The organism is Microbacterium hydrocarbonoxydans (assembly GCF_023715885.1).
Lineage (GTDB): Bacteria > Actinomycetota > Actinomycetes > Actinomycetales > Microbacteriaceae > Microbacterium > Microbacterium hydrocarbonoxydans_C.
On record NZ_JAMBOY010000002.1, the window covers coordinates 400,025 to 424,810 of the forward strand.

The 24,786-nt window shown below is 68.6% G+C and carries 23 protein-coding genes; 13 read left to right on the top strand and 10 right to left on the bottom strand.

The genetic code is table 11. The features are described 5' to 3' along the window. Positions 1 to 97: 97 nt before the first annotated feature. Positions 98 to 1,021: an AAA family ATPase gene (locus M3195_RS06265; RefSeq protein ID WP_251586428.1), complete on the top strand. Its 924-nt coding sequence runs from the start codon at positions 98 to 100 to the stop codon at positions 1,019 to 1,021. Continuing rightward, the gene (locus tag M3195_RS06270) at positions 1,022 to 2,329 is read left to right on the top strand and encodes a DUF58 domain-containing protein (RefSeq protein ID WP_251585694.1); all 1,308 of its coding nucleotides are present in this window, start codon (positions 1,022 to 1,024) and stop codon (positions 2,327 to 2,329) included. It abuts the gene before it with no gap. 29 nt (positions 2,330 to 2,358) lie between these two features. Here the strand turns inward: M3195_RS06270 and M3195_RS06275 are convergent, their stop codons facing one another. Further along, positions 2,359 to 3,351 (bottom strand): stage II sporulation protein M, encoded by a 993-nt coding sequence (locus tag M3195_RS06275; RefSeq protein WP_251586430.1) that lies wholly within the window; start codon positions 3,349 to 3,351, stop codon positions 2,359 to 2,361. 16 nt (positions 3,352 to 3,367) lie between these two features. On the opposite strand from M3195_RS06275, the gene M3195_RS06280 reads away from it, so the two are divergent. Next, positions 3,368 to 4,177, top strand: a complete 810-nt coding sequence (locus M3195_RS06280; protein WP_251585696.1) for an RDD family protein — start codon at positions 3,368 to 3,370, stop codon at positions 4,175 to 4,177. 43 nt (positions 4,178 to 4,220) lie between these two features. Here M3195_RS06280 and M3195_RS06285 read toward each other — a convergent pair whose 3' ends face one another. Further along, complete coding sequence (locus M3195_RS06285) at positions 4,221 to 4,427, bottom strand: DUF3499 family protein (protein ID WP_096714759.1); 207 nt, start codon at positions 4,425 to 4,427, stop codon at positions 4,221 to 4,223. Positions 4,428 to 4,501: 74 nt separating this feature from the next. On the opposite strand from M3195_RS06285, the gene M3195_RS06290 reads away from it, so the two are divergent. Continuing rightward, positions 4,502 to 4,927, top strand: coding sequence for a hypothetical protein (locus M3195_RS06290; protein ID WP_251585698.1), 426 nt, complete (start codon positions 4,502 to 4,504; stop codon positions 4,925 to 4,927). A 26-nt stretch (positions 4,928 to 4,953) separates the two neighbouring features. Here M3195_RS06290 and M3195_RS06295 read toward each other — a convergent pair whose 3' ends face one another. From M3195_RS06295 to manA, 4 genes are all read right to left on the bottom strand, one after another. Continuing rightward, the gene (locus M3195_RS06295; protein WP_251585700.1) at positions 4,954 to 6,333 is read right to left on the bottom strand and encodes a DUF5719 family protein; all 1,380 of its coding nucleotides are present in this window, start codon (positions 6,331 to 6,333) and stop codon (positions 4,954 to 4,956) included. Then, positions 6,330 to 9,488, bottom strand: coding sequence for a glycosyltransferase (locus M3195_RS06300; RefSeq protein ID WP_251585702.1), 3,159 nt, complete (start codon positions 9,486 to 9,488; stop codon positions 6,330 to 6,332). The genes M3195_RS06295 and M3195_RS06300 overlap by 4 nt, the downstream gene beginning before the upstream one ends. Positions 9,489 to 9,559: 71 nt before the next feature. Next, positions 9,560 to 9,877, bottom strand: a complete 318-nt coding sequence (locus M3195_RS06305) for a WhiB family transcriptional regulator (RefSeq protein ID WP_096714762.1) — start codon at positions 9,875 to 9,877, stop codon at positions 9,560 to 9,562. Between the two features lie 158 nt (positions 9,878 to 10,035). After that, positions 10,036 to 11,178, bottom strand: a complete 1,143-nt coding sequence (gene manA, locus M3195_RS06310) for a mannose-6-phosphate isomerase, class I (RefSeq protein ID WP_251585703.1) — start codon at positions 11,176 to 11,178, stop codon at positions 10,036 to 10,038. A 137-nt stretch (positions 11,179 to 11,315) separates the two neighbouring features. Between manA and M3195_RS06315 the strand changes: the two genes are divergently transcribed. From M3195_RS06315 to M3195_RS06330, 4 genes are all read left to right on the top strand, one after another. Continuing rightward, positions 11,316 to 12,731 carry an O-antigen ligase family protein gene (locus M3195_RS06315; RefSeq protein ID WP_251585705.1) on the top strand — a complete coding sequence of 472 codons (1,416 nt, stop codon included), beginning with the start codon at positions 11,316 to 11,318 and terminating at the stop codon, positions 12,729 to 12,731. Beyond that, entirely contained in the window at positions 12,728 to 14,026 is a 1,299-nt protein-coding gene (locus M3195_RS06320) for an O-antigen ligase family protein (protein WP_251585707.1), read from the top strand. The genes M3195_RS06315 and M3195_RS06320 overlap by 4 nt, the downstream gene beginning before the upstream one ends. A gap of 98 nt (positions 14,027 to 14,124) precedes the next feature. Further along, complete coding sequence (locus tag M3195_RS06325) at positions 14,125 to 15,081, top strand: glycosyltransferase family 2 protein (RefSeq protein ID WP_251585708.1); 957 nt, start codon at positions 14,125 to 14,127, stop codon at positions 15,079 to 15,081. A 5-nt stretch (positions 15,082 to 15,086) separates the two neighbouring features. Further along, a complete protein-coding gene (locus tag M3195_RS06330; protein ID WP_251585710.1) occupies positions 15,087 to 15,656 on the top strand; it encodes a hypothetical protein in 570 nt (189 codons plus the stop codon). Positions 15,657 to 15,672: 16 nt separating this feature from the next. On the opposite strand, the gene M3195_RS06335 is transcribed toward M3195_RS06330, so the two are convergent. Genes M3195_RS06335 through glf form a run of 3 tightly spaced genes read right to left on the bottom strand, consistent with a single transcriptional unit; the run spans position 15,673 to position 18,375 of the window. Beyond that, entirely contained in the window at positions 15,673 to 16,410 is a 738-nt protein-coding gene (locus M3195_RS06335) for an ABC transporter ATP-binding protein (protein WP_251585712.1), read from the bottom strand. After that, positions 16,410 to 17,228, bottom strand: coding sequence for an ABC transporter permease (locus tag M3195_RS06340; protein ID WP_251585715.1), 819 nt, complete (start codon positions 17,226 to 17,228; stop codon positions 16,410 to 16,412). Before M3195_RS06340 ends, M3195_RS06335 begins: the two co-directional genes overlap by 1 nt. A gap of 10 nt (positions 17,229 to 17,238) precedes the next feature. After that, positions 17,239 to 18,375 (bottom strand): UDP-galactopyranose mutase, encoded by a 1,137-nt coding sequence (glf, locus tag M3195_RS06345; protein ID WP_251585717.1) that lies wholly within the window; start codon positions 18,373 to 18,375, stop codon positions 17,239 to 17,241. A 128-nt stretch (positions 18,376 to 18,503) separates the two neighbouring features. Here glf and M3195_RS06350 point away from each other — a divergent pair, with 128 nt between their 5' ends. Next, positions 18,504 to 19,532, top strand: coding sequence for a glycosyltransferase family 2 protein (locus M3195_RS06350; protein ID WP_251585719.1), 1,029 nt, complete (start codon positions 18,504 to 18,506; stop codon positions 19,530 to 19,532). A 1-nt stretch (position 19,533) separates the two neighbouring features. Here the strand turns inward: M3195_RS06350 and M3195_RS06355 are convergent, their stop codons facing one another. Beyond that, a complete protein-coding gene (locus M3195_RS06355; RefSeq protein ID WP_251585721.1) occupies positions 19,534 to 20,775 on the bottom strand; it encodes a lipopolysaccharide biosynthesis protein in 1,242 nt (413 codons plus the stop codon). Between the two features lie 165 nt (positions 20,776 to 20,940). Between M3195_RS06355 and M3195_RS06360 the strand changes: the two genes are divergently transcribed. Genes M3195_RS06360 through M3195_RS06375 form a run of 4 tightly spaced genes read left to right on the top strand, consistent with a single transcriptional unit; the run spans position 20,941 to position 24,768 of the window. Then, positions 20,941 to 21,669 (top strand): glycosyltransferase family 2 protein, encoded by a 729-nt coding sequence (locus M3195_RS06360; RefSeq protein WP_251585723.1) that lies wholly within the window; start codon positions 20,941 to 20,943, stop codon positions 21,667 to 21,669. Continuing rightward, complete coding sequence (locus tag M3195_RS06365) at positions 21,666 to 22,046, top strand: DUF2304 domain-containing protein (protein ID WP_251585725.1); 381 nt, start codon at positions 21,666 to 21,668, stop codon at positions 22,044 to 22,046. The genes M3195_RS06360 and M3195_RS06365 overlap by 4 nt, the downstream gene beginning before the upstream one ends. Positions 22,047 to 22,082: 36 nt before the next feature. Continuing rightward, the gene (locus M3195_RS06370; RefSeq protein ID WP_251585727.1) at positions 22,083 to 23,663 is read left to right on the top strand and encodes a DUF2142 domain-containing protein; all 1,581 of its coding nucleotides are present in this window, start codon (positions 22,083 to 22,085) and stop codon (positions 23,661 to 23,663) included. A 22-nt stretch (positions 23,664 to 23,685) separates the two neighbouring features. After that, positions 23,686 to 24,768: an NAD-dependent epimerase/dehydratase family protein gene (locus M3195_RS06375; RefSeq protein WP_251585729.1), complete on the top strand. Its 1,083-nt coding sequence runs from the start codon at positions 23,686 to 23,688 to the stop codon at positions 24,766 to 24,768. The last annotated feature ends 18 nt before the right edge of the window (positions 24,769 to 24,786 follow it).

Here is a 24,786-nt window from a genome sequence, read left to right on the forward strand (position 1 = left end):
CGATTTCTCCCCCGCCCCCGACCACGCCGAATCCGACCGGAAGCCGAGGCCCAGCGTGACCCCTGAGAACCCCACCGACGCGGACCTGCGTCAGGCGATGCATCGCGTCAGGACGGAGGTCGACAAGGCCGTCGTCGGCCAAGCCGGAACCGTGACCGGTCTCCTGGTCGCCCTCCTCGCCCGCGGACACGTGCTCCTGGAGGGCGTGCCGGGCGTCGCGAAGACGCTCGTCGTGCGGTCGTTCGCCCGCGCGCTCGGTCTCGACACCAAACGGGTGCAGTTCACCCCCGACCTCATGCCCGGCGACGTCACCGGCTCGCTCGTGTACGACGCGCGCACCGGGGAGTTCGACTTCCGCGCCGGGCCGGTCTTCACGAACATCCTCCTCGCCGACGAGATCAACCGCACGCCGCCCAAGACCCAGGCCGCACTCCTCGAGGCGATGGAGGAGCGTCAAGTCTCAGCGGACGGCACGAGCAGGCCGCTGCCCGACCCCTTCCTCGTGGCCGCGACCCAGAACCCGATCGAGCATGAGGGGACGTACTCGCTGCCCGAGGCTCAACTCGACCGGTTCCTCATGAAGCTGGTCGTGGGGATGCCGGAGCGCGACGCCGAGGTCTCGGTGCTGCGCAAGCACGCGTCCGGCTTCTCGCCCCGCGAACTCACCGGCGTGGAGGCCGTGGTGGATGCCGCGGTGATCCGCGCGGCTCAGGATGCCGCAGCCCGCGTCGACGTGACCGACGATGTGCTCGGGTACGTGGTCGACCTCGCGAGGGCCACCCGTCAGTCCCCGTCGGTCGAGCTCGGAGCGAGCCCGCGCGCATCCACCGGTCTGCTGGCCGCGGCGAAGGCGTGGGCCTGGCTCAACGCATCGTCCGCCGTGACGCCCGACCATATCCAGACCATGCTCGTTCCCGTGTGGCGCCACCGCCTGCAGCTGCGACCCGACGCGCAGATGGAAGGCGTGTCCGCGGACGCGGTGCTCACTTCCGTCGTGCAGCAGACCCGGGTGCCGATCTAGGTGTTCGTCACCGGTCGTCTCGCCCTCGCGGTGGGCATGGGGGTCATCCCCGTCATCCTCACCGGCCTCGCCGGGTACCCCGCGTACGTCGCGCTGGGAATCTGGATCGGGCTGTGCGTGCTGCTCACCGGTCTCGACGTCGCGCTTGCTCCGAGCCCCCGCTCGGTCGTCGTGACCCGCCGGGTGCCGAATCGCACGCGCATCGGCGAGCTCGTGCCGGTGAGCGTGGCGCTGCAGAACACCGGCAGCCGCACGCTGCACGCGCTGATCCGCGACGCGTGGCAGCCCACGGCCGGCGCGGACGGTGCCAGGCAGCGCCTCGACATCCCGCCCGGCGAGCGCCGCCGCGTGGAGATCCCGCTCCTCCCTCGCAGGCGGGGCGAGCTCGTGAGCGAGTTCGTCATGGTGCGGGCGCGGGGGCCTCTCGGCCTCGCAGGTCGACAGGCGCGCCACCGCGTGCGCGGGGCGATCCGCGTGCTGCCCGCCTTCTCCTCCCGAAAGCACCTGCCGTCCCGTCTGGCGCGTCTGCGCGAGCTCGACGGCAACACCAGCATCCAGGTGCGCGGTCAGGGCACCGAGTTTGACTCCCTCCGCGAGTACGTCCGCGGAGACGACGTGCGCTCGATCGACTGGCGTGCCACCGCGCGCGCGGGCACGACGATGCTGCGCACCTGGCGTCCCGAGCGTGACCGGCACGTCGTCATCATCATCGACACCGGGCGCACCGCGGCGGCACGAGTCGGAGACGGCACTCGTGTCGACGCGTCACTCGAAGCCACGCTGCTGCTCGCCGCCCTCGCCGCGCGAGCGGGCGACCACGTGCACCTGCTGATGTACGACCGCGTGGTGAGGGCTCGCGTCACGGGAGTCGAGGGCGCGGCCCTGCTCCCGGCTCTGACCGACGCGATGGCTCCGGTACACGCCCGTCTCGTCGACACCGACTGGCCGAGCGCGTTCGCCGCGGTGCGCACCCTCACGACGCGGCCGTCTCTCATCGTCGTGCTGACCGCGCAGGATGCCGCGGAGTCCGCCCGGGGCTTCCTCGGCGCCTTCCCCGATGCGACGCGGGCCACATCGATCCTCGTGGGCTCCGTGACCGACGACGGGATCGCCGACCTCGCCGGACTGCGCGGGAGCCGCGAAGAGATCTACGTCGCCGCCGCTGCTGAGCAGACGATGAGGGAGGCCGAGAACGTCGCCGACGCGATCCGCCGAGCTGGTGGAGAGGCGATCGCCGCCGACCCGGAATCGCTGCCGCCGCGCATCGCCGACCGCTACCTCGAACTCAAGGCCACCGGTCGGCTCTGAGGCCGGCTCAGCGTCGTCACGGGCTCGGGTCAGCCCGCGACGAGACGCGGGGTGCCCGCCTCGTACTCGACGAGGTCGCCGGTCTCGCCGCGAAGGTACGCACGTCGGCCGATCACCAGCATGTAGATGAGGAACACCGCGAGGGCGGCGACCCCGATGCCGATCTTGACCGGCCACGGGAGCGCCCAGCCCGTGACGAATCCCTCCACGAGGCCTGCGAGGAACAGGGCGAAGACCAGTCCGATCGCGACGGTGGCGAGGGATCGGCCCTCGGCGGCGAGCGACTCGCCGCGCGAGCGGTTCCCCGGCGCGACCCATGACCAGAACAGGTGCAGGCCGCCGGCTGCGGCGACGAAGATGCAGGTCATCTCGAGCAGACCGTGCGGAAGGATGTACAGCACCATGACGTCTGCGCGCCCGTGCGCGGTCATGACGGCACCCGAGATCCCGAGGCCCATGGCATTCTGCATGAGGGCGTTCACCGGCCAGATGCCCGTGATCCCGAACAGTACGCACTGCACGGCGATCCACGCGTTGTTCGTCCACACCATTCCCATGAAGACCGCGGCGGGGTTCTCGGTGTAATAGCCCGTGAAGCTCTCGTCCGCGTACTGCGCGAGCATGTCGGGCGGGCCGAGCGTGGCGATCAGTGCGGGATCGGAGGAGATCCAGACGGCGGTGCCGACTGCGACGGCGATGAACGACACCGCGATCACGAGCGTGGTCCACCGAAGACGGTAGAGGGCGGCGGGCAGCTGCAGCGAGAAGAAGCGGGCGACCTGGGTGAGGATGCTGTCGGACGCGCCGGTGAGACGCAGCCGGGCCCGCACCAGGATCGTGGAGAGGTAGGACCCCTGCGGCGAATCCCCCACCGAGGTCTTCAACTCGGCGAGATCGGCGGATGCCGCACGATAGCGCACGATCAACTCGTCGACGCCCGCTCCATCGAGCCGCTCTCGGCTCAGCCGGTCGAGCCGCTCCCACTCGGCGCGGCGTGCATCGGTCAGCGCATCGGCATCCACCTGATTTACTGTACTCATGTCCGCGCCGCTCGATATGTCTGACGAGGTGCTCTCCGGCGAAGCCGTCGCGATCGACGTGCAGCCGATCGGCTTCGTGCTGCGGGCAGTGGGCGCCATCATCGACATGCTCGTCGGTCTCGGCGTGTTCCTGCTGTGGATCTTCCTGCGCATCTGGCTGCTCGACGCCGGAATCCTCGACGAGGCGACGGACCGCATAGCCACGGTGAGCGCGCTCGTCGTGAGCTTCGTCGTGCTGCCGATCACGATGGAGATGGCGCTCAAGGGGCGGAGCCTCGGCAAGCTCGCCGTCGGCGGGCGCATCGTGCGCATCGACGGCGGCGCCACGGGCTTCCGGCACGCCTTCATCCGCGCTCTCCTCGGCGTCCTCGAGATCTACATGACCCTCGGCAGCGTCGCGGTGCTCGCCGGTGCCTTCAGCGCGCGTTCACAGCGCCTCGGCGACATGGTCGCCGGAACGTACAGCCAGCGCGTGCGCACCCCGAAGCTCATCCCGTCCGTTCCCGTGCTGCCACCGTCTCTGGCGGGGTGGGCGCAGATCGCCGACGTCGCTCGACTGCCGGACCGTCTCGCCCGCCGCATCTCGCAGTTCCTGCAGAGCGCACCCCGCATGGTGCCCGCAGCTCGGACGCGAGTGGCGCACGACCTGCTCGTCGAGGCGTCGCCGTTCATCTCGCCCCTTCCGCCCGTCTCGCCCGAAGAGGTGCTGATCGGCGCCACCGTTCTGCGCCGCGAGCGCGAGCGGCGGGCGCTGGAGAACGCCGACCGCAGGGCCGAGCGCCTGACGGGGCGGCGCGTCGGCGTCTAGCCGGGTCGGGGTCTCGCCGCTCGAGGTCTCGTCGATTCCGGGTCTAGGCGCGCAGCGCCTCGTGCCGCACCACGAGCCACCCCGCCGGAACGGAGAGCCTGTCGGCATGCGGGGCGCACAGGTCGTGGGCGTGCGGGTGGTTCGCGATGCCGAGCGGACCGAGCGCGGCCATCTGGTCGCCGTAATCGTACGTGAGCGTCGCCACGGCTTCACGCGCGCAGCCGACCTTCGAGCAGAGTCTTCCGTCCATCACCGTCAGGTTACGGCTGTGGCATGCCGCGGGCTCGACGCCGCGCCGCACTCGGTTCGGCCTAGACTTTCGCTATGCCCCGCAGGTCCCGCACGTCCGCCTCTCCCCGCCGCGGGGCACGCCATGGCCGACACGGTCGTCTCGGCCGCAGCGAGGTCGTCCGCCCCCCTCTCGCGCCCCTCGACGGCCGCATCGACCGGTTCGACCTGACCGTCGGCACCGCCGTCGAATTCCTCCGCGGCACGTGGCCGGAGCTGCAGGACGTGCGCTTCGAGATCGGGGCGATGCCGGCGTTCGAGAGCGCGGATGAGGTGCCCCGCTGGTACCTCGACCGGGAGAACCGCCGGATCGTGCTGTTCCGGCTCCCGATCGAACGGCTGCTGCCCCCGGGCCACGACGACAACGCGCACCGCCGTATGGCGATCGAGAGCGCGGTGTTCCGTGCCGCGGCCGAGTACGTCGGGCGCGAGCCCTGGGACCTCGGCGGTCACGACCACTGACGCCGGGCCGACGGCGTCCAGCGAGGTCAGGGATAGACGGTGATGGTCTGCTGCGCCCCCGCCTCCGGCCATACCGGCCAGCCCGCGAGCGCGCCGGCCGCGGTCATCCGCACGGAGGCGTGGACGGGGCCGGAGGTGCTCAGCGAATAGGAGGTCCGAGGGTTCACATCGAACGAGGCGGAGGATCCGGCGGGCACCGTGACCGACGACGACTCGCCGCCGAGCACCGCGACCTCGACCGTGGCGTCCTCGTCCTCGTCGTTGGCGAACACCAGGCGGGGCGACGGTCCGTCGGGGACCGCCACGACCACGTCGTCGTCGAACTCCGGAGCGGGCAGGAGCCACGCGAAGTCCGTCTGCGGCCCTGAGCCGTCCTGCTCGCGTATGCCGGTCAGGACGGGCGCTTCCGCCTCGATGTCGACGACGTACTCCCCGACCGGCACGGAGGCGAGGGAGATCTCCGTCGGTTGATCGGCCGCGAGCGTGACGGGTACCTCCGTGGCCGACGTGGAGTCGCCGACCTTCCGCATCGTGACGACGGCCTCCGTGTTGGCGTCGGGCGACATCAGACGCAGTACCGCCATCTCGCTGCCGTCAGCCGGCGCCTGCAGGACTTGGACGCCGGGGATCACGGCGTGCCGCTGCGGCGCCGCCACGGCATCCTGCAGGTCGACCCCCGCCGGGTCGAGCGTGCGGGTGAGCGAGGACTGCAGCACCGCCCGCACGGGAGATCCGGTGGCGGTCACCTTGACGATCGGGATCTCCGAGCCGCTCGCGATGGAAGACAGGGGCAGCGACACCTGGGTCGCCGGGGGCACGATGACCGAGGTGGAGGCACGGACCGTGCCGAAGACCGAGAGCGAGACGGTGCTGGGCACGGCGCCCGGGTTGGTGAGAACGACGATGTCCTTCGCACCGGTCTCGACGGTGCCGCCGATAAGCCACGACTCACTGCTCGCGGGTCGACAGGGAACGGCGGCGAGGCCGAAGAGATCGTCCTCCGCCAGCGAGAACGATTCTGTTCCGGCGATGAGCGGCGCCGTGCGGTCCCGCACCTCGCCGACGAGCCGGCGCACCTCACCCGCGCCGACGAGGTCGTCGGCCGTGATCGAGGTCGAGGCAGGCGTGCCGGCCGTTCCGTCGCTCGTGAAGCGCGGAGAAGCCGCCGACACCATCTCGAGCGAATTCAGCGGGTCACGACCGAGCGCGCGGAAGTCGCCGTTGCACACCAGCACGGCATCGCCGGGCAGCGGGGTGATGTCGGCCTGCGCCGGCTCGTGGGCGATCGTCGGCAGGGAGGCAGAGATCGCGAGCACAGTGCCGACGACGCAGGCCGCCGCGACGAGCGCCCCCGTGACCACGCGGGCACTGGTCGCCGCCACGCGGAAAGCACGGTTGCCGGTCATCGCCTGCCCTCCTCGGGGTCGGTGTCTGTCTCAGGATCCGGATCGAGGTCGCTCGGATGCTCCGGGGCCTGGTCGGTCGCGGCGTCATCGCGCGGATCGTCATCGGCGGCAGGACCGGACGGACCGGCGGGGTCTGCCGGATCGACGTCCGTATCGGCGGATGCGTGAGCATCCGCATCCGCTCTCGCTTCCGCCTCTGCCTCCGCCTCCCCATCCGCTGTCGCTTCCGCCGCGTCCTCCGCTTCCGCGGGCTGCGCATCGGCCCCGCCGTCGGTTTCCTCGGCGGGCTCGTCGTCCTCGGAGAGTTCCGGATCCTCCAGATCCTCAGCGTGCCGAGGCAGCACCAGACGTTCCTCGGCAGCCAGACCGACGATGCGCGGCGTCGCGCGCGCAGCACGGCGAGAGGCACGGGTGGGGATCGACAGGAGCAGGGCGGCGAACAGGAGCACGAGCTGCACCGCGATCACGAGACGGGCCGTCGCCTCCTGCCCTGCGGACAGCGTCGCGCGCGGAGCCGCATCCGCTTCCAGCCGGTAGAGGACCCCGCGATCGGTCGTACCCGCCTGCACGAATCCGGCGCGCTGGTCGAGGGCGGTGATGGCCGCGGTCCCGAGCGCCCTGGCGCGGTCCGACTGGTCGTCCGACACCGAGGCGAGGAGCACATAGGAGATCCCGAGGTCGCCGAGCTGTGCCGCGGCGTCGAAGTCGCGCGCCGAGAGCAAGTCGACCGACAGCGTGGTGATGTCTCGTCCGAGGGGCTCGGTCGCGGTGGAGAGCATCGTGGTCTGCGCTCCGAGCGTCTCGCTCGCGCCCCATGCGACCTCGGCCGCCAGCCCGCCCTCGTCGCGCGGGGTGAGCACGAGGGTTCCGACGGGGCTGTCCTCCCCCGCCTGCGCCGCCACATAGGCGGGCAGCGTCGACGCGGGCCCGTCGGTGAGCGCCGAGCGCCCCGTGTGGAAGGCCGCGAGCGCCGGCACGGCGGACGCGGCGACGGCGAGGCCGACGACGGCGGCGCCGACGATGCGCAGTCGGGGCAGCGAGACCGCGCTGTCGAGCGTCACGAGCGCCGCGCCGAGCACACCGAGCCAGGCGAGGCTCAGGCCGTTTCCCGGCCAGATCGCGACGGGAGTGCCCTGGGCGAACGAGACGGCGATGCCGACCGCGAGGAAGGCCGTGGCGAGTCCGCTCGCTGCCAGGACCAGGAGGGTGATCCCGACGCGCCAGCGCGGAGAGACCGCCGCGATCAGCGCGAGGAGCGCGAGCGGTGCGAAGAGCACCCCGATCCAGGGCGCCGGGCCAGGGCCGAGAATGTTCGCCCAGCCACCGAGGTCCGCGGAGGGGAATCCCGAGGCGAGAGCGAGGCGACCTGCCTGACCGGCGGCGACCTGAGGTCCCGCCCAGATCAGACCGGGGTCGCCGAGCAGGGCGACGAGGGTTCCGTGACGGAGCTGCCAAGCGACCAGGGGCGCGAACAGCGCCGCCGCGGGCACCAGCACCCAGAGGAGCCGGATCGCTCCGCGCACTCGAGCACCGGCAAGGCTGACGCCGACAGCGATCACCCACAGCAGCAGCAATGCCGGGACGAGGGACGGCGCACATGCCGCGACCCCCGCGAAGAGAAGGGACGCGGCGCCCGCGGCTCCCCACGAGCGATGCGCGACGACCGCCGCGTGGAAGAGCCATGGCAGCAGCAGGTGAACGAGGACGCCGGTGGGTCGGCCGTCGACGAGCGCGGTGAGGAACGTCGGCGCCAGCGCCCAGACGATCCCGGCGAGGATCCGGAGACCCGCACGATCCGTGACACGCGTCGCCGCGAACCACGCCCCGAGCACCGCGAGCGGGAGCGCGAGCACCCAGAGCAGGACGAGAGCGAAGGACGGGCCGGCCGGCCACAGCGAGCCGAGCACTGCGATCACCCCGGCGAAGGGATCGGCCGGCCCCACGACGTCGACTCCGAGACCGCGGATGCCCCAGGCCGCGTCGGCCCAGAGGGCTGCGAGCGTCGTGCGCAGCGGCAGCAGCGCACCGCCGCCGAGAACGGGCCACGCGAGCAGAGAGGTGAAGGTCGCGACGCTGACGACCAGGGCGGCGAGCACGGCCCACGCTCCTCCACCCGAGAAGAAGCGGAGTTCGTTGGCCACCCCGCGTTCGCTGCCGTGACCGTCATCCAGACGGCGGCGGAGATCGGCGCGGCTCACGCGCAGCGGCGCGATGCTGGACCAGGTGGATGTGCGGAACTCGCGGATGCGCCGGCGCGAGCGCGACACGGCTCCGACTCTTGCCATGGCGGTGGCGGCAGCTCCCCACTCCGGTGCCACGGCTTCCGGGCGCTTCCCGATCAGGTGCGTGATCGAGCGCCACAGAGCGAGCGGCAGCAGCGTCAGCCAATGCAGGGGAACCGCGGCCACCGGCGCGTAGGCGAGGCGGCGATGCAGCTGTGCGAGACGCTGGGCGAAGGCTCGTCGGCCTCGGCCTGTCGGCAGCGCCGCAGGGCCGTCGGGTGACACTGAGACCCGGGCGGCCGGCGCCAGGACGACGCGGCCGCCGCCGAGGCGGGCGCGGACGCCGAGGTCCAAGCCCTCGTCCGCTCCGCCGAGCGCGCGGTCGGGCCGCAGCGCGTCCCTGACCTGCGAGCGGATGAGCATCCCGCGGACGTCGGCGCCGAGGACGTCGTCGCGGCCGTCGTGCTGTCCCTGGTCGAGCTCGCCCGCGGCGAGCTCGACGGAGCGCCCGAGGCTCGTCATGCTCACGCCGAGTGAGACGATCTCGCGGTCGTCGTCCGTCTCCACGAGCTTCGGTGCAGCGATGGCAGCCGACGGCGAGCGCTCGAGTGTGCCGACGAGTCGTTCCAGCGCCCGAGGATGCGGGGCGGTGTCGTGCGCGAGAAGCCAGACAGCGCTGCCCTCAGGGATCCGCGGTCTCGCCAGCTCGACCGCATCGGCGAACGACGTGCTCGTGCGGGCCTCGATGACCCCCTCGACCAGTTCTCCGACGGTCGCGCTCTCCCGCGCCGTCGTCGCATCGCCGCACATCACGAGCGTGATCGCCGCCGGCGTGACGGTCTGTGAACGCAGAGCGTCCAGCGTGTGCAGCAACTGCGCGCGGGCGGACGAACCGGGGCGCGCGACGATGATGGCATGAACTCGGGCTGGCATGACGTCGTCAGCCTATGCGGGCCCGCGACTCGCCGGATGCAGTGGATGCGGCGTGGCCCGAAGCCCGGTCGTCAGCTCGCGCGGCGCTTGAGCTTGCGGCGCTCGCGCTCGGACAGACCGCCCCAGATGCCGAACCGCTCGTCATTGTTCAGGGCGTACTCGAGGCATTCGCCGCGTACGTCGCACGAGGTGCAGATCCTCTTGGCGTCGCGGGTCGACCCGCCCTTCTCGGGGAAGAAGGCCTCGGGGTCGGTCTGCGAGCACAGAGCGTCGGTCTGCCACGCGAGTGCGTTGTCGTCATCGGCCTCGACCCTGCGGACCCCCGGAACGCCGAGGTTGACCGGGTCGACGAACCAGTTGTCCGGCACGTCCGAACGGTATCCCGTCATCTCGATCTCCAACCCTGTATTCCGCCCCCTCGGCGGGCCGTGCACCACTAATTACACCCGTGTGATTCGCATCGGTCAAGTCGCGGATCGTAAACCCTCAACGATCTCTTGAAGGTTCACGGCGGTCCCTCGGCGTGTCGCGACGGCGTGTCGCGATCTCAGCGCGCGTCGGCTGCGGCTCCCGGCATCGCGATGAACGCCTCGCCCGCCCCTGCCAGGGTGACGCGCCCCTCCTCGGCGTCCGCGAACAGAACGGTACCGACCCGCACAGCTCTCCGTTCGCCGTCGGCACCCACCACCGCGACATCGCCGGCCGTCGCGAGCACCATCGTCGGTCCGCTCACCGGCACCTCGACGTCGTCGCCCGACAGGGCGGCGCGCTGCAGCGCGAAGTCCGCGACCGGGACCTCGTAGGTCGTGAGGGCGCCGCTCGCGGACGGTCGCAGCACCGGCACCTCGCCGGGGGCGGTGTCGAGGATCGACAGCAGCTCTGGGACGTCGATGCGCTTGGGCGTCAGGCCGCCGCGCAGCACGTTGTCGCTCGCCGCCATGATCTCGACGCCGAGACCGGAGATGTACGCGTGCAGAAGACCGGCGCGCAGGAAGACGCCCTCGCCCCGCTTCAGCACGACGTGATTCATCAGAAGCGCCACGACCACGCCCGGGTCGCCGGGGTAGGTCGTCGAGATCGCCGACACCGCCCGCAGGGTGTCCGCCCACTTCCCCGTCGCCGAGTCGGCTGCCGCTCGCACCGCAGTGATGACGTCGTCCACTTCGTCCTGGGCATCGCCGGAGAGCAGCCATCCGATCGCGTCGCGCAGGACGTCGCCCTCGCCGGAGAGGCGCTCGATGAGCGACTCCACACCGGTGCCGCCCCTCAGCTCGGCGAGCAGCCGCAGAGTGCCGGGCACCTCGCGCAGGCCGCTCAGAGACTCGAAGCGGTCGCTGAGGGCCACGATGAGCTCGGGCTTGTGGTTGTCGTCGCGGTAGTTGCGTCGCGGGTCGTCGAGGGCGAGCTCCGCCTCACGGCTCCATCCGTCGCGGGCCTGCGCGATCGTCGGGTGGACCTGGATCGACAGCGGCGATGCGGCTGCGAGCAGCTTGAGCAGGTACGGCAGCGTGCCACCGGTGACGGAATCGAGCGTTCCGCCCCCGTCGATGTCGGCGGGATCTCCGGGGTGGTCGCCGAACCAGACCTCCGCCTCGGGCTGAGCCGCCGGTTCGCGGCCCTCGAGCTCGGCGAGGAGTGTGGTGGATCCCCAGGCGTAGTCGCGGGGTGCGTTCGTCAGGCTGAGCAGCATGTCACCAGGGTAGGGCGCGCCGCGATCAGCGGGCGACTCGATGACACACGTCCGGGGGGGGGGGGGGGGATGACGGGCGGGACCGGGCGCGCGGCGCGTCCGGTCGATGCCCGGGTACGCGCGGTAGCCTGATCCCGATGGCGCAGTACACGAAGCATCCGGTCTCCGCTCCGCCCAGCGCACCGGAACGCGAGTCGACGGGGCATCTGCTGCTGCGCGGCTACATCATCCTCGTGCTGTTCGCGACATTCGCGCATTCCGCGGTCTACAACCTCGTCGGCGAGCTCGGCGCCGGCATCGTGCTCGCGGCGTTCGTCGTCGTCACGCTGGCGATCGGCATCCCGATGGTGTCCCGTCGCCGCCCCCAGGCCTTCGCCTGGCGCCGCCTGCCGTGGGCCGCGACCGCCTACACCGTGCTCGCTCTCGTGTCAGTCGCGTGGTCGCAGTGGCGCGGTGCCACGCTTCTCACGTGGGCCCTGCTCGCGGGAGTCACGGTTAACGCCCTCTTCATCGTGCACGTGCTGAGCTGGAGCGAGATCGTGCGCGCCCTCGCCTCGGCGTTCAAGTGGATTCTCGGTCTGTCGCTCGCGATCGAGCTGTGGGTCGCTGTCGTCGTGCACGGTCCGATCCTGCCGAACTTCTTCGTCCGGCCGGACGGCGATGTGAACGCGCACTGGTACTGGGTCCGCGGCAATCTGTTCGACGGCGAGCGCATCCAGGGCATCGTCGGCAACTCGAATTTGCTGGCGATCATCAGCCTGTTCGCCCTCATCACCTTCGCGATCCGATTCGCGGCACGGGCACGGTGGCGCACGACGCTCGCGCTGTGGTCGCTGCTCGCGGCGTTCTTCCTGATCAGGGCCGGCTCCGCGACCGCCTACGCCTGCGCGGCGGCAGCCCTCGTGGTCCTCGTCGTCGCACTGCTGATGCGTCGCACCACCACCCCCGGGGCCCGCACCCGTCTCTACATGGTCTTCATCGGGGGCGCAGCGGTGCTCGCAGCCGCTGTCTGGCTGCTGCGCGGACCGCTGCTCTCGGTGCTCGGCCGGAGCGCCGACCTCACCGGCCGCTCCGACAAGATCTGGGAGAAGGTGCTCGAGCGCGTCGCCCAGCATCCGCTCTTCGGCAACGGCTTCTCCAGCCCGTGGGTGCCGTTCGACCCGGCGTTCGACAGGTGGATCGTCGACCACGGGATCACGGTCTTCCACGCGCACAACATGTGGCTCGACGTCCTCATGCAGCTCGGCGTGGTCGGTCTCGTGCTGATGGCCCTCGCCTACCTGAGTCTGCTCTGGCGGTCCTGGTTCTTCGCGGTCGACCGCCCGCGCTGGGACCTCACCGCCGATCGCGAGTATTCCCCGCTCACCCTCCTGCCGAACCTCTTCACGGTCGTGCTGCTCGTGCAGGGTCTCACCGAGTCCACCCCGATCATGCTCTGGGGCTGGATGCTGCTGGTGATGCTCAGCTTCAAGATCAAGTCCGTCCCTCTCGTCGGGGTGGGTGAGCGCGACCGCGTGATCGAGCGCGGCGAGAGAGCGCGGCGGGTTCCGTGACGCCCGAACGGCGTCTCGCCGACCTGCTCGGATCCGCGGAGTTCGCCCGGGCGTTCACGATCGCGGTGCTCACCGCGGTGTTCGGATCGTTCACGATCGAGCGCCTCACGTCCCCCGTGACTCTGGCGACCATCATCGCCGTGCTGTGCGGTGTCGGGGCCAGCGTGCTCTGGGTCCGCCGTGCCGAGCTCTCGCCTCTCCGCCTCGCCCCGTCGTCGCTCCTCGCCTTCCTGGCGTGGGCGCTCGTGAGCCTGGTCTGGACGGCCGACAGATCCGACACCGCCTTCGGCTGGATGGCCCTCTTCGGCTTCGCGTTCCTCGCGATCGCCGTCGGGCACGTGCGCGACACCCTCCAGACGGTCCGCGCCCTCGGTGACACGCTGCGCATTCTGCTCGTGCTGTCGCTCGGGATGGAGATCCTCTCCGGCATCCTGCTCGACATGCCGTTCGGATTCCTCGGCATCCAGGGGAACCTCGCGCTCGGCGGCCCCGTGCAGGGGCTCTTCGGCAGTCGCAACATGCTGGGCTTCATCGCGGTCGTCGCGCTCATCACCTTCGTGATCGAGTGGCGGTCCCAGTCGGTCACGGCACCGCTCGCGATCCCCTCCATCGCTCTCGCCACACTGCTGGCGTTCCTCTCGTCCTCCCCCACCGTGATCGTCCTCGCGGTCGCCGTCGGGGTGAGCACGGTCGCGCTCACGATCGTGCGGCACACGCCGCGCGAGCGCCGCGGCGTCGTGCAGTGGGCGCTCAGCGTGCTGGTCGTCCTCGCCCTCCTCGCGGCCTTCATCCTCCGCCACGCGATCATCCGGCTGCTCGACGCCGGATCAGACTTCTCGATCCGCGCGACCCTGTGGAACACCATCCTCGACTTCGTCTCGCTCAAGCCGATCCAGGGCTGGGGCTGGTTCGGGCCCTGGGCGCGCGGCGAGTTCCCCTTCACCTACATCAACTTCCTTCTCGACGACCGGCACGGGAGCGCGCTGAACGCCTACTTCGACGTGGTGCTGCAGCTGGGTTGGGCCGGCCTCGTGCTCTTCCTGCTGCTCGGGGGCGTCGCGATGGTCCGGTCCTGGCTCGTCGCGAGCGCGCGCCGCTCCGTCGTCTACGCCTGGACGCCGCTCATGCTCGTCACGCTCGCCGTCGACTCGATGTTCGAGAGCTTCACCCTCGAGGGCGCCGGATGGTTCCTGCTCGTGCTCTGCGCTCTGCGCGCCGGTCAGTCACGGTCGTGGCGCGAGAACATCGACGCGGCGCACACCGGCGCGATCCCCACGCTGCATCCGGAGCGCTAGCCGCACGCGGCGCCCTCGGGGGATTCGTCGACTCGCCCGGTAGGCTGGGGTCTGCTCGCGGCGCCCTGCGAGACGACACCCTCCCGGAGATCCCACTCGTGACACACGTCCCCTTCGACCCGGCGTCCGCCACGATCGTCATCGTCACCTACAACCGATCGCACCTGCTCACCGGGCTCCTCGAGAGCATCGCGGCGATGGACCCCAAGCCCGGCCGCGTCGTGATCATCGACAACGCGTCCTCCGACGACACGACCGCGGTCGTCGAGTCCTTCCGCCCGCGACTGGGGACCGAGGTGGTGTACCGCCGTCTCGAGACCAACACGGGCGGCTCCGGCGGATTCAGCGAGGGTATGCGCACGGCGTACGAGCTCGGCTCCGAGTGGATCTGGATGATGGACGACGACGTCGAGGTCATGACCGACGGACTCGCCAAGATGGGCAAGTGGGCGCCGCGCTTCAAGAGCATCCAGGGACGCCGCTACGACTACGACGGCAGTGAGTTCTACTGGCAGTACCGTATCGCCGAGCGCATGGGCATCCCGATCCCGTTCGCGCCGTCGGGCTTCGACGCATCGGGGTTCAAGGAGATGAACAGCGGATGCTTCGAGGGCATGTTCATCCACCGCTCGATCGTCTCGCAGATCGGCCTCCCCGATCCCCGGTTCTTCATCTACTGGGATGACCAGATGTACGGCTGGCTCGCTTCCCGCAAGACCACCGCCGTGATCGTCGACGAGTTCGTGCTTCGCCGCACCCGCGAGATCAAGCAATGGGACATGGGCATCCGCCACATGAACGCATCGAGCAACGCGTACCGGTTCTACATCATGCGCAACCGCGCGTACCTCAAGCAGTACTACCGCGTACACGACAACTACAACCCAGTGCTCTTCGGCCTGGGGACCGCGATGACCTTCGCGAAAGAGCTCATCCGCCTGTTCTTCGTCGAGCGCACTGTGCGCGGCACGAGCAACCTCTTCCGCGGTCTCAAGGAGGGCGGCCGGCTCGGCCGCGACCGTTCGTGGAAGCCGATGCCACCTCTGGAGGCGTGAGTCGCATGGCCGAGAACACCCAGCCGGACCTGCAGTGGGGTCCGCTCGAGCAGAAGCCCGACAACCGGCGCAAGATCTGGGTCGTCGCAGGGCTCGCGGTCGCTGCGCTCATCGCCGTCGGCGCGCTTCTCTTCTTCCTGCTCCCGAAGGGCGAGTCCCCGACTCCCGGCAGCACACCGTCGGCATCAGCCGGTGAACCGACGGCCTCCCCGTCGGACGAGCCGACGGAACCAGCGGTGACCACCGCCCCCGAGCCTCAGGAGCCGAGCGTCGACGAGTTCCGCGCGCAGGTCGAAGCTTGGTTGTCGGATGCCGCCCGAGGGCTCGACATCGTCGCCGGCTCAACGGGCGAGGATTCGCTCTCCGCGGTCGGGATCCTCCAGGAAGATGCGCTCCGCCTCGGCTCAGCGCTTCCGCCCTCGTCGATCGCCGATGAATGGCGCGAGGGTGTGAGCGCCTACTCGGCGAGTCTGGACGAGCTGAAGAACGCGCTCTCACAGGGCTCCGACTCGTCCGCTCCGCTCGAAGCTGCACGCGGCGATGTGGTCGCGCTCTCGGAACTCGTCGGGAGCTGACGATCTCGGATTCGGCTCAACGCGGGTCGTAGTCCGCGTTGTAACGGTCGAGCACCTCGCCGATGGGCCCATCGAGCACGAGGCCGCCTTTGTCGAGGTACAAACCGCGGGTGCAGAATCGACGGAGATCTCGCTCGTTGTGACTGACGAAGAACAGCGTCCTCCCGTCGGCGAGCAGCTCGTCGATTCGTTTGTAGCACTTGTCTCGGAAGGCCTTGTCACCCACGGCGAGAACCTCGTCGACCAGCAGGATCGGCTCGTCGAGCTGGGAGACGACCGAGAACGCGAGCCGCACCTTCATGCCGTTGGAGAGGTGCTTGTAGGGGGTGTCCTCGAAACCAGCCAGCTCTGCGAACGAGATGATGTCGTCGTAGCGTCGCGACACCTCGTCGCGCGACATGCCGTGCAGCCCGGCGGTGAGCCGTACGTTCTCCCGAACAGTCAGATCTCCGACGAAGCCGCCGGTGATCTCGATGAGCGGTGCGACACCTCCGTGCACCTGAACCCTGCCTTCGTCGGGCAGCAGAACGCCCGCGACGAGACGCAGCAAGGTCGACTTGCCCTGGCCGTTCCGACCGACCACGCCGATCGACTCGCCCTGCTCGACAGCGAACGAGACACCACGCAGCGCCCAGAACTCTCCAGGTCGTGACCGACGCGACGCGCCGGCGAAAAGGTCTTTGAAGGATCGTCTGCCTCGCCTGTTGCGCCGAAAGTGAACGCCCAGATCCTCCACCTGGATCGCGGTGACCATCACAGCTCCTTAAGCACCGGGCGCTCGAGCGAGCGGAACGTCCAGACCCCCAGCGCGAGGATCACGAGGGTCATCACGACGCTCACAAGAAGGGTGAACAGATTCCACTGATCCGGGAAGAACGGCATGCGGTAGAGCATGAAGATCCCGGCGAGCGGGTTGAACGCTCCGAGAGTCTGGAAGACACCGGGCAGGTCGGTGACGTTGTAGATGATCGGCGTCGCGTAGAACATCGCCCGCAGAATCAGCGCCGTCGTACGCTCCAGATCCACGTACATCACACAGAGAGGCGCCACCAGCAGCCCGAGCCCGACGAGCAGTATCGTCTGGAGGATCATCGCCACCGGCATCCACAGCACGCCCCACCCGATCTGCACGGTCTGAGCGGGATCGGCCTCGACGACGAGATTGACCACGATGAAGATCAATAGCACGGGAAGGGAGAACAGGTACTCCATCCCCTTGCTGAGCACGATGCGATTGACCCAGATCGTGCGCGGAATCGACGTCGAGCGCACCAACCGCGCGTCCTTCTTGAAGGCTCGTGTGAAGTCCGATACCGACGAGTTGAACCAGACCCAGGGCAGCAGGGCGCTGATGAGGAAGATGATGTACGGTTCTTCGCCGACGTCTCGATGGAAGACCTGGGTGAACACGAACCAATAGATCGCGCTCATGACGAGCGGATCGAGCACCGACCACAGGTACCCCAGGAAGCTGGTCGAGTACCGGACCTTGAGGTCGCGCGCAGACAGCAACCAGAGGGAATGCAGGTAGCGCCGGGGCGTCCCGGGCGCCCCGACGACATCGTGACTCACAGAGACGAGTCTACGAGAGCGAGTTGTTCCACAGCGACAGGGCCGAGCCGATGGCCATGTGCATGTCGAGGTACTGGTAGGTGCCTAGGCGGCCGCCGAAGTGCACGTCTCGCTCGCCCTTGGCGAGTTCGCGATACGCCAGCAGGCCTTCACGATCGGTCGATGTGTTGACCGGGTAGTACGGCTCGTCCTCGCGATTTGCGAAGCGCGAGAACTCACGCATGATGACGGTCTTGTCGGAGTCGTAGACGTCCCTGCGCTCCGGGTGGAAGTGCTTGAACTCGTGGATGCGCGTGTAGGGCACGTCCATGTCCGGGTAGTTCATGACGCTCGTGCCCTGGAAGTCGCGGACGTCGAGGACCTCCTGCTCGAAGTCGAGGGTCCGCCAACTCAGCGCGCCCTCCGCGTAGTCGAAGTACCGGTCGACGGGCCCGGTGTATACGACGGGAAGCTGCCCGACGGTCGCCCTCTTATTCAGCGGCTGGGACTCGTCGAAGAAGTCTACGCCGAGCTTCACCTCGATGTTCGGGTGATCAGCCATGCGCTCGAGCCACGCGGTGTAGCCGTCGGTGGGCAGACCTTCCCAGGTGTCGTTGAAGTAGCGGTTGTCGTACGTGTATCGGACGGGCAGGCGGCTGATGATGTCGCCGGAGAGCTTGTGTGGGTCGGTCTGCCACTGTTTGGCCGTGTAGTCGCGGAAGAACGCCTCGAACAGCGGGCGGCCGACGAGCGCGATGCCCTTCTCCTCGAAGTTCGACGCGGTCTTCACGTCGAACTCGCCGGCCTGCTCGCGGACCAGCGCGCGAGCCTGGTCGGGCGTGTACGCCGCCTGGAAGAACTGGTTGATCGTCCCGAGGTTCACCGGCAGCGGGAAGACCGTGCCCTTATGGGTCGTGTAGACACGGTGCACATAGTTGGTGAAGGTCGTGAAGCGGTTGACGTACTCCCATACGGTCGGATTCGACGTGTGGAAGAGGTGCGCTCCGTAACGGTGGACCTCGATGCCCGTCTGGGGCTCCACCTCGCTGTACGCGTTCCCCCCGATGTGGTGACGGCGGTCGATGACCGTGACGCGACGTCCGGCGTTCGCCGCCCGTTCCGCGATGGTGAGGCCGAAGAAGCCCGATCCGACGACGAGGAGATCCATGGAGCTGCTTTCGTTCAGGGGCCCCGTGACGTAGCACGCGCACCACGTCCGGCCCGCATAAGAGCGTACGGTATTCACCTTCGAGGCGACTCCGGACACTCGCCGTGCGAGCGATAGGATCGGAGTCGATGTCCACCGACTCTCCGGCCACAGGTTGCCCGGCCTCCGAGCGCACGGTCTCCGTGATCGTTCCCGTCTACAATGCGATCTCACATCTGACAGCGACCGTCGACTCCATCCTGTCGCAGACGTACCCGCATCTCGAAGTGATCCTCGTCGACGACGGCTCCACCGACGGGTCGGGCGCTCTGTGCGACGACCTCGGCGCGGCGGACTCCCGCGTGCGCGTGATCCATCAGCCGAACGGAGGGATCGGTGCCGCACAGAACGCCGGTCTCGACGCAGCCACCGGCGGATTCATCACTTTCTGCGACAACGACGACCTCATGAGCCCACACCTCGTCGATCGGCTCCTGAGCGCTCTCGTCGAGGCCGACGCCGACATGAGCTGCTGTCGATGGTGGAATGTCGGCGCCAGTGGAGCACGAGCCGCACTCGCGCGACACCGCGACGATCCCCCTGGCGACATCGTCGTGTTCGACGATGCCGCCCGCAGCTACCAGAACGTGTTCAGCGTTGGTCTGCGACGTCTCCGCGGCGAGGAGCTGAAGTACTTCAGCGAGGCGAACTGGGGAAAGCTCTATCGGGCTTCCCTGTTCCAAGGCCTGCGCTTCCCGGAAGGACGCTTCGCACAGGACGTCGCCATAGCGATGGATCTCTACGAGCGCATCCGCCGCGTGGCTTCCCGCAGCGACCGCCTGTACTTCTGGCTCCAGCGCGGCGACAGTGTCTCGCATTCTCTGCGCTCCGCTGCGTACTACCACGACATCGTCCGAGCGCACGCCCGATCCTTCGAGAAAGCTCTCGCCCTCGGCGTATTACCGGCTCGGGCCTTCTACGGGCTCACGGCACTGCGCTACGAGCGACGCAGCGTAGGCTCCCCGTCGGAAGCCGAGACCTACCGTTCGGACCGAGTCCTCGTCCGCTCCCTGCGGGCTCGTCTGAATATCATCCAGCGCGTCCGGTGCTTCGGCCTGCTCGCGCTGCGGCGCGTCGAGGTGTTCGTCTACGACCGCACGATACATCGCCGTCAGTGACTCAACGACGGCGCGCGAAAAGGAAGTGCCAAGCTGCGCCGACAAGGGGACCCGCGATCAGGCCGATGACGGTGCGCGCACCGACGTCGCCGGGCGTGAGTGCGACCGTCGCGATCGCGAGCAGGCACGCGATGACCCATCCCGTCGCGAACACGGTGTGTCGTCCGGCCGCCAGGACTCGAGCACCCGTGACGGTGAGCAGGCCCAGGCACCCGGACGCGACGACGAGCCAGGTCAGCAGCAGGCCTTGCACTGCGAAGCCGTCCCCGAACAACCAGATGAGCACGCCCTCACCCCACAGTCCCGCGATCAAGCCCAGCACGGGCGTGATGACGGCGAGACCCAGCACGACGGCGTACATGAGCTTGCGCGCGGTCTCCGGCGATGCGCTGAATCTGGCGATGAGCATGCTCTGCAGCACGGTGAGGGGAACGAGGATGGGAGCTCTCGCGAGAGTCAGCGCCAGGACGACGGCGCCGAGGGCGGCGCGGTCGTCGCTTGCGACGATCGAAAGGACCAGCGGGAACCCGGTCACCAGAACCGCATTGGACGTCGAGGCGACGATCGTACGGCTCGCATTCGCCGCGAAAGCTCGATAGCTCTCGCGCACGAAGGCATGAGACCGCACGGCCGACCAGCGAGCCCACCCGACCAGAACGAGCGAGATGGGGAACGGGAGCGCGACCGCCCAGGCGATGACAGTCCCGTCTGCGCCCGCCCAGAGAGCGACGGCTACCAGGACGAGGCGGAGCAGGCCGTCGATGAAGGGGATGGCCGCGAAGCCTCCCCAGTGCCCGCTGCCGGCGAGAATGCCGTTGAGAGCGGCGACCCCGACGTACGATGCGACCCCGATCGCGAGCGGGAGCGCCCAGAGCGTGTTCCCGGCACCGAAGAGGGGCTCCGCCCAGAGGAGGGACGATAGCGAGACGAGCAGCAGCACGCACCCTCCGAGTGCGGCGGCGAAGCGAGGGACGGACGAACCACGCCGGCCGACGAGGCCATGCTTGCCGATGTCGGACACGGCTCGCGTGGTCTCCTGCTGAACGCCGAACAGCACACCCACGACCATGAAGAGCGCCGCCCAGTAGACCGAGAAGGACGCGTAGCCCACCGGTCCTACGGCCGGGGCCACGATGAGAAGGGTGATGAACCCGCTCGCTCCGGACACGGCAGTGGCGATGAGGACCAGGAGGATGCTGCGTCGCGGTCGCTGCCGAGCCGGGTTGTCCTCAGTCGCTACCATGCGCGCCGCGCTTCCCTTCTCGGGCGGGTTGATCGACGCCGGATCGCGCCCACGGCCTTCCTCGACCGACTCGGCAATTATGCCAGGCTGTATCGGGGTGGTCGGCCGCTCCACAGCCCGACGGCTCCGTCGATGGTGGCGTCGGCCGACCATATACTGGCAACCATGGTGTACCCCCTGGATCAAGTGCTGGTCGTGATGCCTGCGTTCAATGAATCCGAGGTGATCTCGCAGGTCATCTCCGAGGTTCGAGCGATCCTCCCGGGAGTCAGCGTCCTCGTCGTGAGCGACGGATCCACCGACGGCACGGTCGAGGTCGCCCGAGCAGCTGGTGCTCAGGTGCTCGAGCTGCCGTTCAATCTCGGTGTAGGAGGTGCGATGCGGCTCGGATTCCGCTACGCCGTCGAGAACGGCTTCCCGGTCGCCGTGCAACTGGATTCCGACGGGCAGCACAATCCCGCGGACGTGCCTGCACTCGTGGCGGAACTCGAGCGGTTCGATGTCGCCATCGGCGCGCGGTTCGCCGGGGAAGGCGAGTACACGGTGCGCGGTCCGCGCCGGTGGGCGATGAAATTCCTCTCCGGAACGTTGAGCAGAGCGCTCGCGACCAGACTCACCGACACCACTTCCGGCTTCAAGGCGCACGGACCCCGAGCTGTCGCGCTCTTCGCCCAGGACTTCCCCGCCGAGTACCTCGGCGACACGATCGAATCGCTCGTCACCGGTCACCGAGGGGGCCTCACCTTCACCCAGGTCGGTGTCGCGATGCGCGAGCGAGCCGGGGGCACGCCCTCTCACAACCAGTTGAAGTCCGCCGTCTACCTCGGGCGCGCCTTCTTCGCCCTGGTGATCGCGTTCCTCCGCCCGCGCCGCTGGACGACGGCAGCAGCATGATCCTCGCGCGCTATCTCCTCGGCATCCTCGGAGCACTGCTCATCCTGATCGTCGCAGTCGAGCTGTTGCGTCGGGGAAAGCTACGGGAACGGCACACCTTCTGGTGGCTGATCGCCGGCGCGTTGAGCCTCGTGGTCGCGGTCTTCCCGTCGATCCTCGATGGGCTCGCGGCGCTGTTGGGGGTGGACGTCCCCGTGAACCTCGTCTTCTTCGTCGGGATAGTCGTCCTCTTCCTCGTCTGCATACAGCAGTCGACGGAGCTCACGCGATCGGAAGAGCGGACGCGCACACTCGCCGAGCGGGTCGCACTGCTCGACGATCGTCTGCGCGAGGTGGAACGGCGGTCGCCCGCGTCCGAATCACGCGATCCCGAGTGACAGGTCCTTCGGCGTTCGCCATATAAGCTAGCCGTCATGACTTCTTCGGCCGGTGGGGACACCGCGGGCTCTTCCCCGCGGACCGTCGACTCCTCCTCTCCCTCCTCCCGACGCCACGTCGTTCGCGTTCTCATCGTCGCCTTCCTCGGATTCGCTGCTTTGCTCGGATGGAGCTTCGCGTCCCCGATCGGCGCGAGCCCCGACGACAACTTCCACCAGGTGAGCATCTGGTGCGCGCCGGGCGAACGCCCCGGCCTCTGCGAGACCACCGACAACCCCGACGAGCGATCGGTGCTGTCCGTGCTGGCGAACACCTCGATGTGCTACGCCTTCCAACCGGAGCACAACGGCAACTGCGAACCGGCGCTCTCGGGGATGACCACCACCGGACACGGCAACTTCATCGGCATGTACCCGCCGGTCTACTACAGCGTGATGAGCGTGTTCAGCACGGCGGACGTGCAGACCTCGATACTCACGATGCGTGTGTTCAATTCTTTCGTCGCAGTCGCTCTCGTGACGTCGATCTACCTCCTCGTCGATCGGAGACTCCGCACGCCGATGCTCTGGAGCCTCCTGCTCACGGCAGTGCCGATGGGGGCATTCCTCCTCGCGAGCGTGAACCCCAACGGGTGGGCCATCCTGTCGGCTGCGACCCTGTGGGTCGCCATGGTCGGTTTCTTCCGCGCGCCGACCAGGGCCCGACAGATCGCGCTCGGAGCGCTCGCTCTCATCGCAGCAGTCATGGGCGCGGGATCCCGAGGCGACTCGGCCGCCTACGCCGCGTTCGGGGCAGTGGTCGCAGCGATCCTCTCCTACGAGCGGACCCGCCGCTATCTCCTCTCGCTTCTCGTCCCCCTCGCGACGATCGTGATGGGGGCGGCCTTCTATCTGAGCTCCAGTCAGGTCGGCTCGGCGCTTGAGGGCCAGATGCCCGGAGGACCCGCTCACGAGGTCAACTTCATTCCCGACTTCATCAGCACCGTCCTCAACATCCCCCAGCTCTGGGTCGGAAACTTCGGTTCTCAGGCTCTCGCCTGGGGAGACGTCAAGATGCCAGCCATCGTGTGGTTCACCACGCTCGTGCTGTACGCGGGTATCGCGTTCTGGTCGCTCTCCTTCAAGCGTGATGTGCGGACCACGATCGTCATCGTGCTCGCCGGCATCGCGATGGTCATGGTGCCGAGTTGGGTGATCACTCAGAACGGCGTGGAGGTCGGCGTGCTGGTGCAGCCGCGCTATGTGCTTCCGCTCCAGGCTCTGTTCATCGGCCTCCTCCTGTACGGCGCCGGTGATCTGCGAGTCGCGCTGCGACGTGTTCAGCGCTGGATTCTGGTCATCGGCCTCGCCGCGGCGAACAGCATCGCCCTCTACCTCACGATGCGGCGGTTCCTCACGGGTACCGACTACGCCGGCTTCGACCTGAACAAGAACATCGAGTGGTGGTGGGAGAACATGCCGGTCCCGCCCGGGGTGTTCTGGGTCATCGGCTCCGTGGCGTTCGCCGCCCTCCTCGTCCTCGTCACAGGCGTTCTCTCGCATCGAGACGACAGCGCGGAGTTCGCGCCGACGACGCTGGCGCCGGCCTCGGGAGAGCCAGCGCCGTCCATCCGCTGAACAGAAACAGATAGGGCTCACAGTGCGTACTTCTCAGGGTCTCGCAATCGTCACCGGAGGAGCCGGATTCATCGGCGCCGCGATGTCGTCAAGGCTCGCAGACACATTCGATCGGGTCATCGCGTTCGACAACCTGCATCCCCAGATCCATCCCGACCACCGGCCATCCGACGGATTCGATCCGCGCGTCGAAGTCTTCGAAGCCGACATCACCGATGCGACTGCCTGGGACCGGCTGCTCCGCGATGCTAAGCCGGACGTCGTGATCCATCTTGCGGCCGAGACCGGCACTGGCCAGTCGCTCACAGAGTCGACCCGGCACACCATGGTCAACGTCGTCGGGACCTCCACCATGCTCGATGCGCTCACGCGCAACGACGCGGTGCCCCAGAGGATCGTCCTCGCGTCCTCCCGCGCGGTTTACGGAGAGGGTGCGTGGCGGTACACGACCGGCCCGCAAGCCGGGGATGTCTATTACCCCGGTCCTCGGCCTACCTCGATGTTCGAAGCGAAGCAGTGGGATTTCCCCGGAGCAGAACCGCTCGCGATGAACGCCGCTCTCGTTCAGCCGCGACCGGCGTCCGTCTACGGAGTGACGAAGCTGGCTCAGGAGGATCTGCTCCGCATATGGGGCGACGCGTTCAGGGTCGAGATCGGCATCGTGCGACTGCAGAACGTCTACGGGCCCGGTCAGACGCCGTCCAACCCATACACCGGCATCATGTCGCTGTTCTGCCGGGTGGCGCACAACGGCGAACAGATCTCCGTATACGAGGACGGCGAGGTGCGCCGCGATTTCATCATCATCGACGACGTCGCCCTGGCGATTCTCCGCATGGTTCAGGTTGACGACTGCCCCACCGTGCCCATCGACATCGGCTCCGGCTCATTCCAGACCGTCGGCGCGGCAGCAGAGCTCATCGCGAGTCTCTACGGAGCTCCGGCACCGCAGATCACGGGTCAATGGCGACATGGCGACGTGCGCCATGCCTGGGCCGACCCCGAGCCCGCGCGACGTCTCCTCGGCTTCAGCGCCGAGGTGGGCGTCGATGAGGGATTTCGCCGACTGGCGAGCTGGGTCGACACGCAGACCTCGTACCTCTGATTCAGCGCACGCGCGAGG

Coding starts and splice junctions, on each gene's coding strand:
- M3195_RS06330 (WP_251585710.1), top strand. CDS start 15,087: ATGGCCGAGAACACCCAGCCGGACCTGCAGTGGGGTCCGCTCGAGCAG.
- M3195_RS06350 (WP_251585719.1), top strand. CDS start 18,504: ATGTCCACCGACTCTCCGGCCACAGGTTGCCCGGCCTCCGAGCGCACG.
- M3195_RS06335 (WP_251585712.1), bottom strand. CDS start 16,410: ATGGTCACCGCGATCCAGGTGGAGGATCTGGGCGTTCACTTTCGGCGC.
- M3195_RS06305 (WP_096714762.1), bottom strand. CDS start 9,877: ATGACGGGATACCGTTCGGACGTGCCGGACAACTGGTTCGTCGACCCG.
- M3195_RS06370 (WP_251585727.1), top strand. CDS start 22,083: ATGACTTCTTCGGCCGGTGGGGACACCGCGGGCTCTTCCCCGCGGACC.
- M3195_RS06300 (WP_251585702.1), bottom strand. CDS start 9,488: ATGCCAGCCCGAGTTCATGCCATCATCGTCGCGCGCCCCGGTTCGTCC.
- M3195_RS06360 (WP_251585723.1), top strand. CDS start 20,941: ATGGTGTACCCCCTGGATCAAGTGCTGGTCGTGATGCCTGCGTTCAAT.
- M3195_RS06290 (WP_251585698.1), top strand. CDS start 4,502: ATGCCCCGCAGGTCCCGCACGTCCGCCTCTCCCCGCCGCGGGGCACGC.
- manA (WP_251585703.1), bottom strand. CDS start 11,178: ATGCTGCTCAGCCTGACGAACGCACCCCGCGACTACGCCTGGGGATCC.
- M3195_RS06315 (WP_251585705.1), top strand. CDS start 11,316: ATGGCGCAGTACACGAAGCATCCGGTCTCCGCTCCGCCCAGCGCACCG.
- M3195_RS06365 (WP_251585725.1), top strand. CDS start 21,666: ATGATCCTCGCGCGCTATCTCCTCGGCATCCTCGGAGCACTGCTCATC.
- M3195_RS06265 (WP_251586428.1), top strand. CDS start 98: ATGCATCGCGTCAGGACGGAGGTCGACAAGGCCGTCGTCGGCCAAGCC.
- M3195_RS06355 (WP_251585721.1), bottom strand. CDS start 20,775: ATGGTAGCGACTGAGGACAACCCGGCTCGGCAGCGACCGCGACGCAGC.
- M3195_RS06280 (WP_251585696.1), top strand. CDS start 3,368: ATGTCCGCGCCGCTCGATATGTCTGACGAGGTGCTCTCCGGCGAAGCC.
- M3195_RS06285 (WP_096714759.1), bottom strand. CDS start 4,427: ATGGACGGAAGACTCTGCTCGAAGGTCGGCTGCGCGCGTGAAGCCGTG.
- glf (WP_251585717.1), bottom strand. CDS start 18,375: ATGGATCTCCTCGTCGTCGGATCGGGCTTCTTCGGCCTCACCATCGCG.
- M3195_RS06295 (WP_251585700.1), bottom strand. CDS start 6,333: ATGACCGGCAACCGTGCTTTCCGCGTGGCGGCGACCAGTGCCCGCGTG.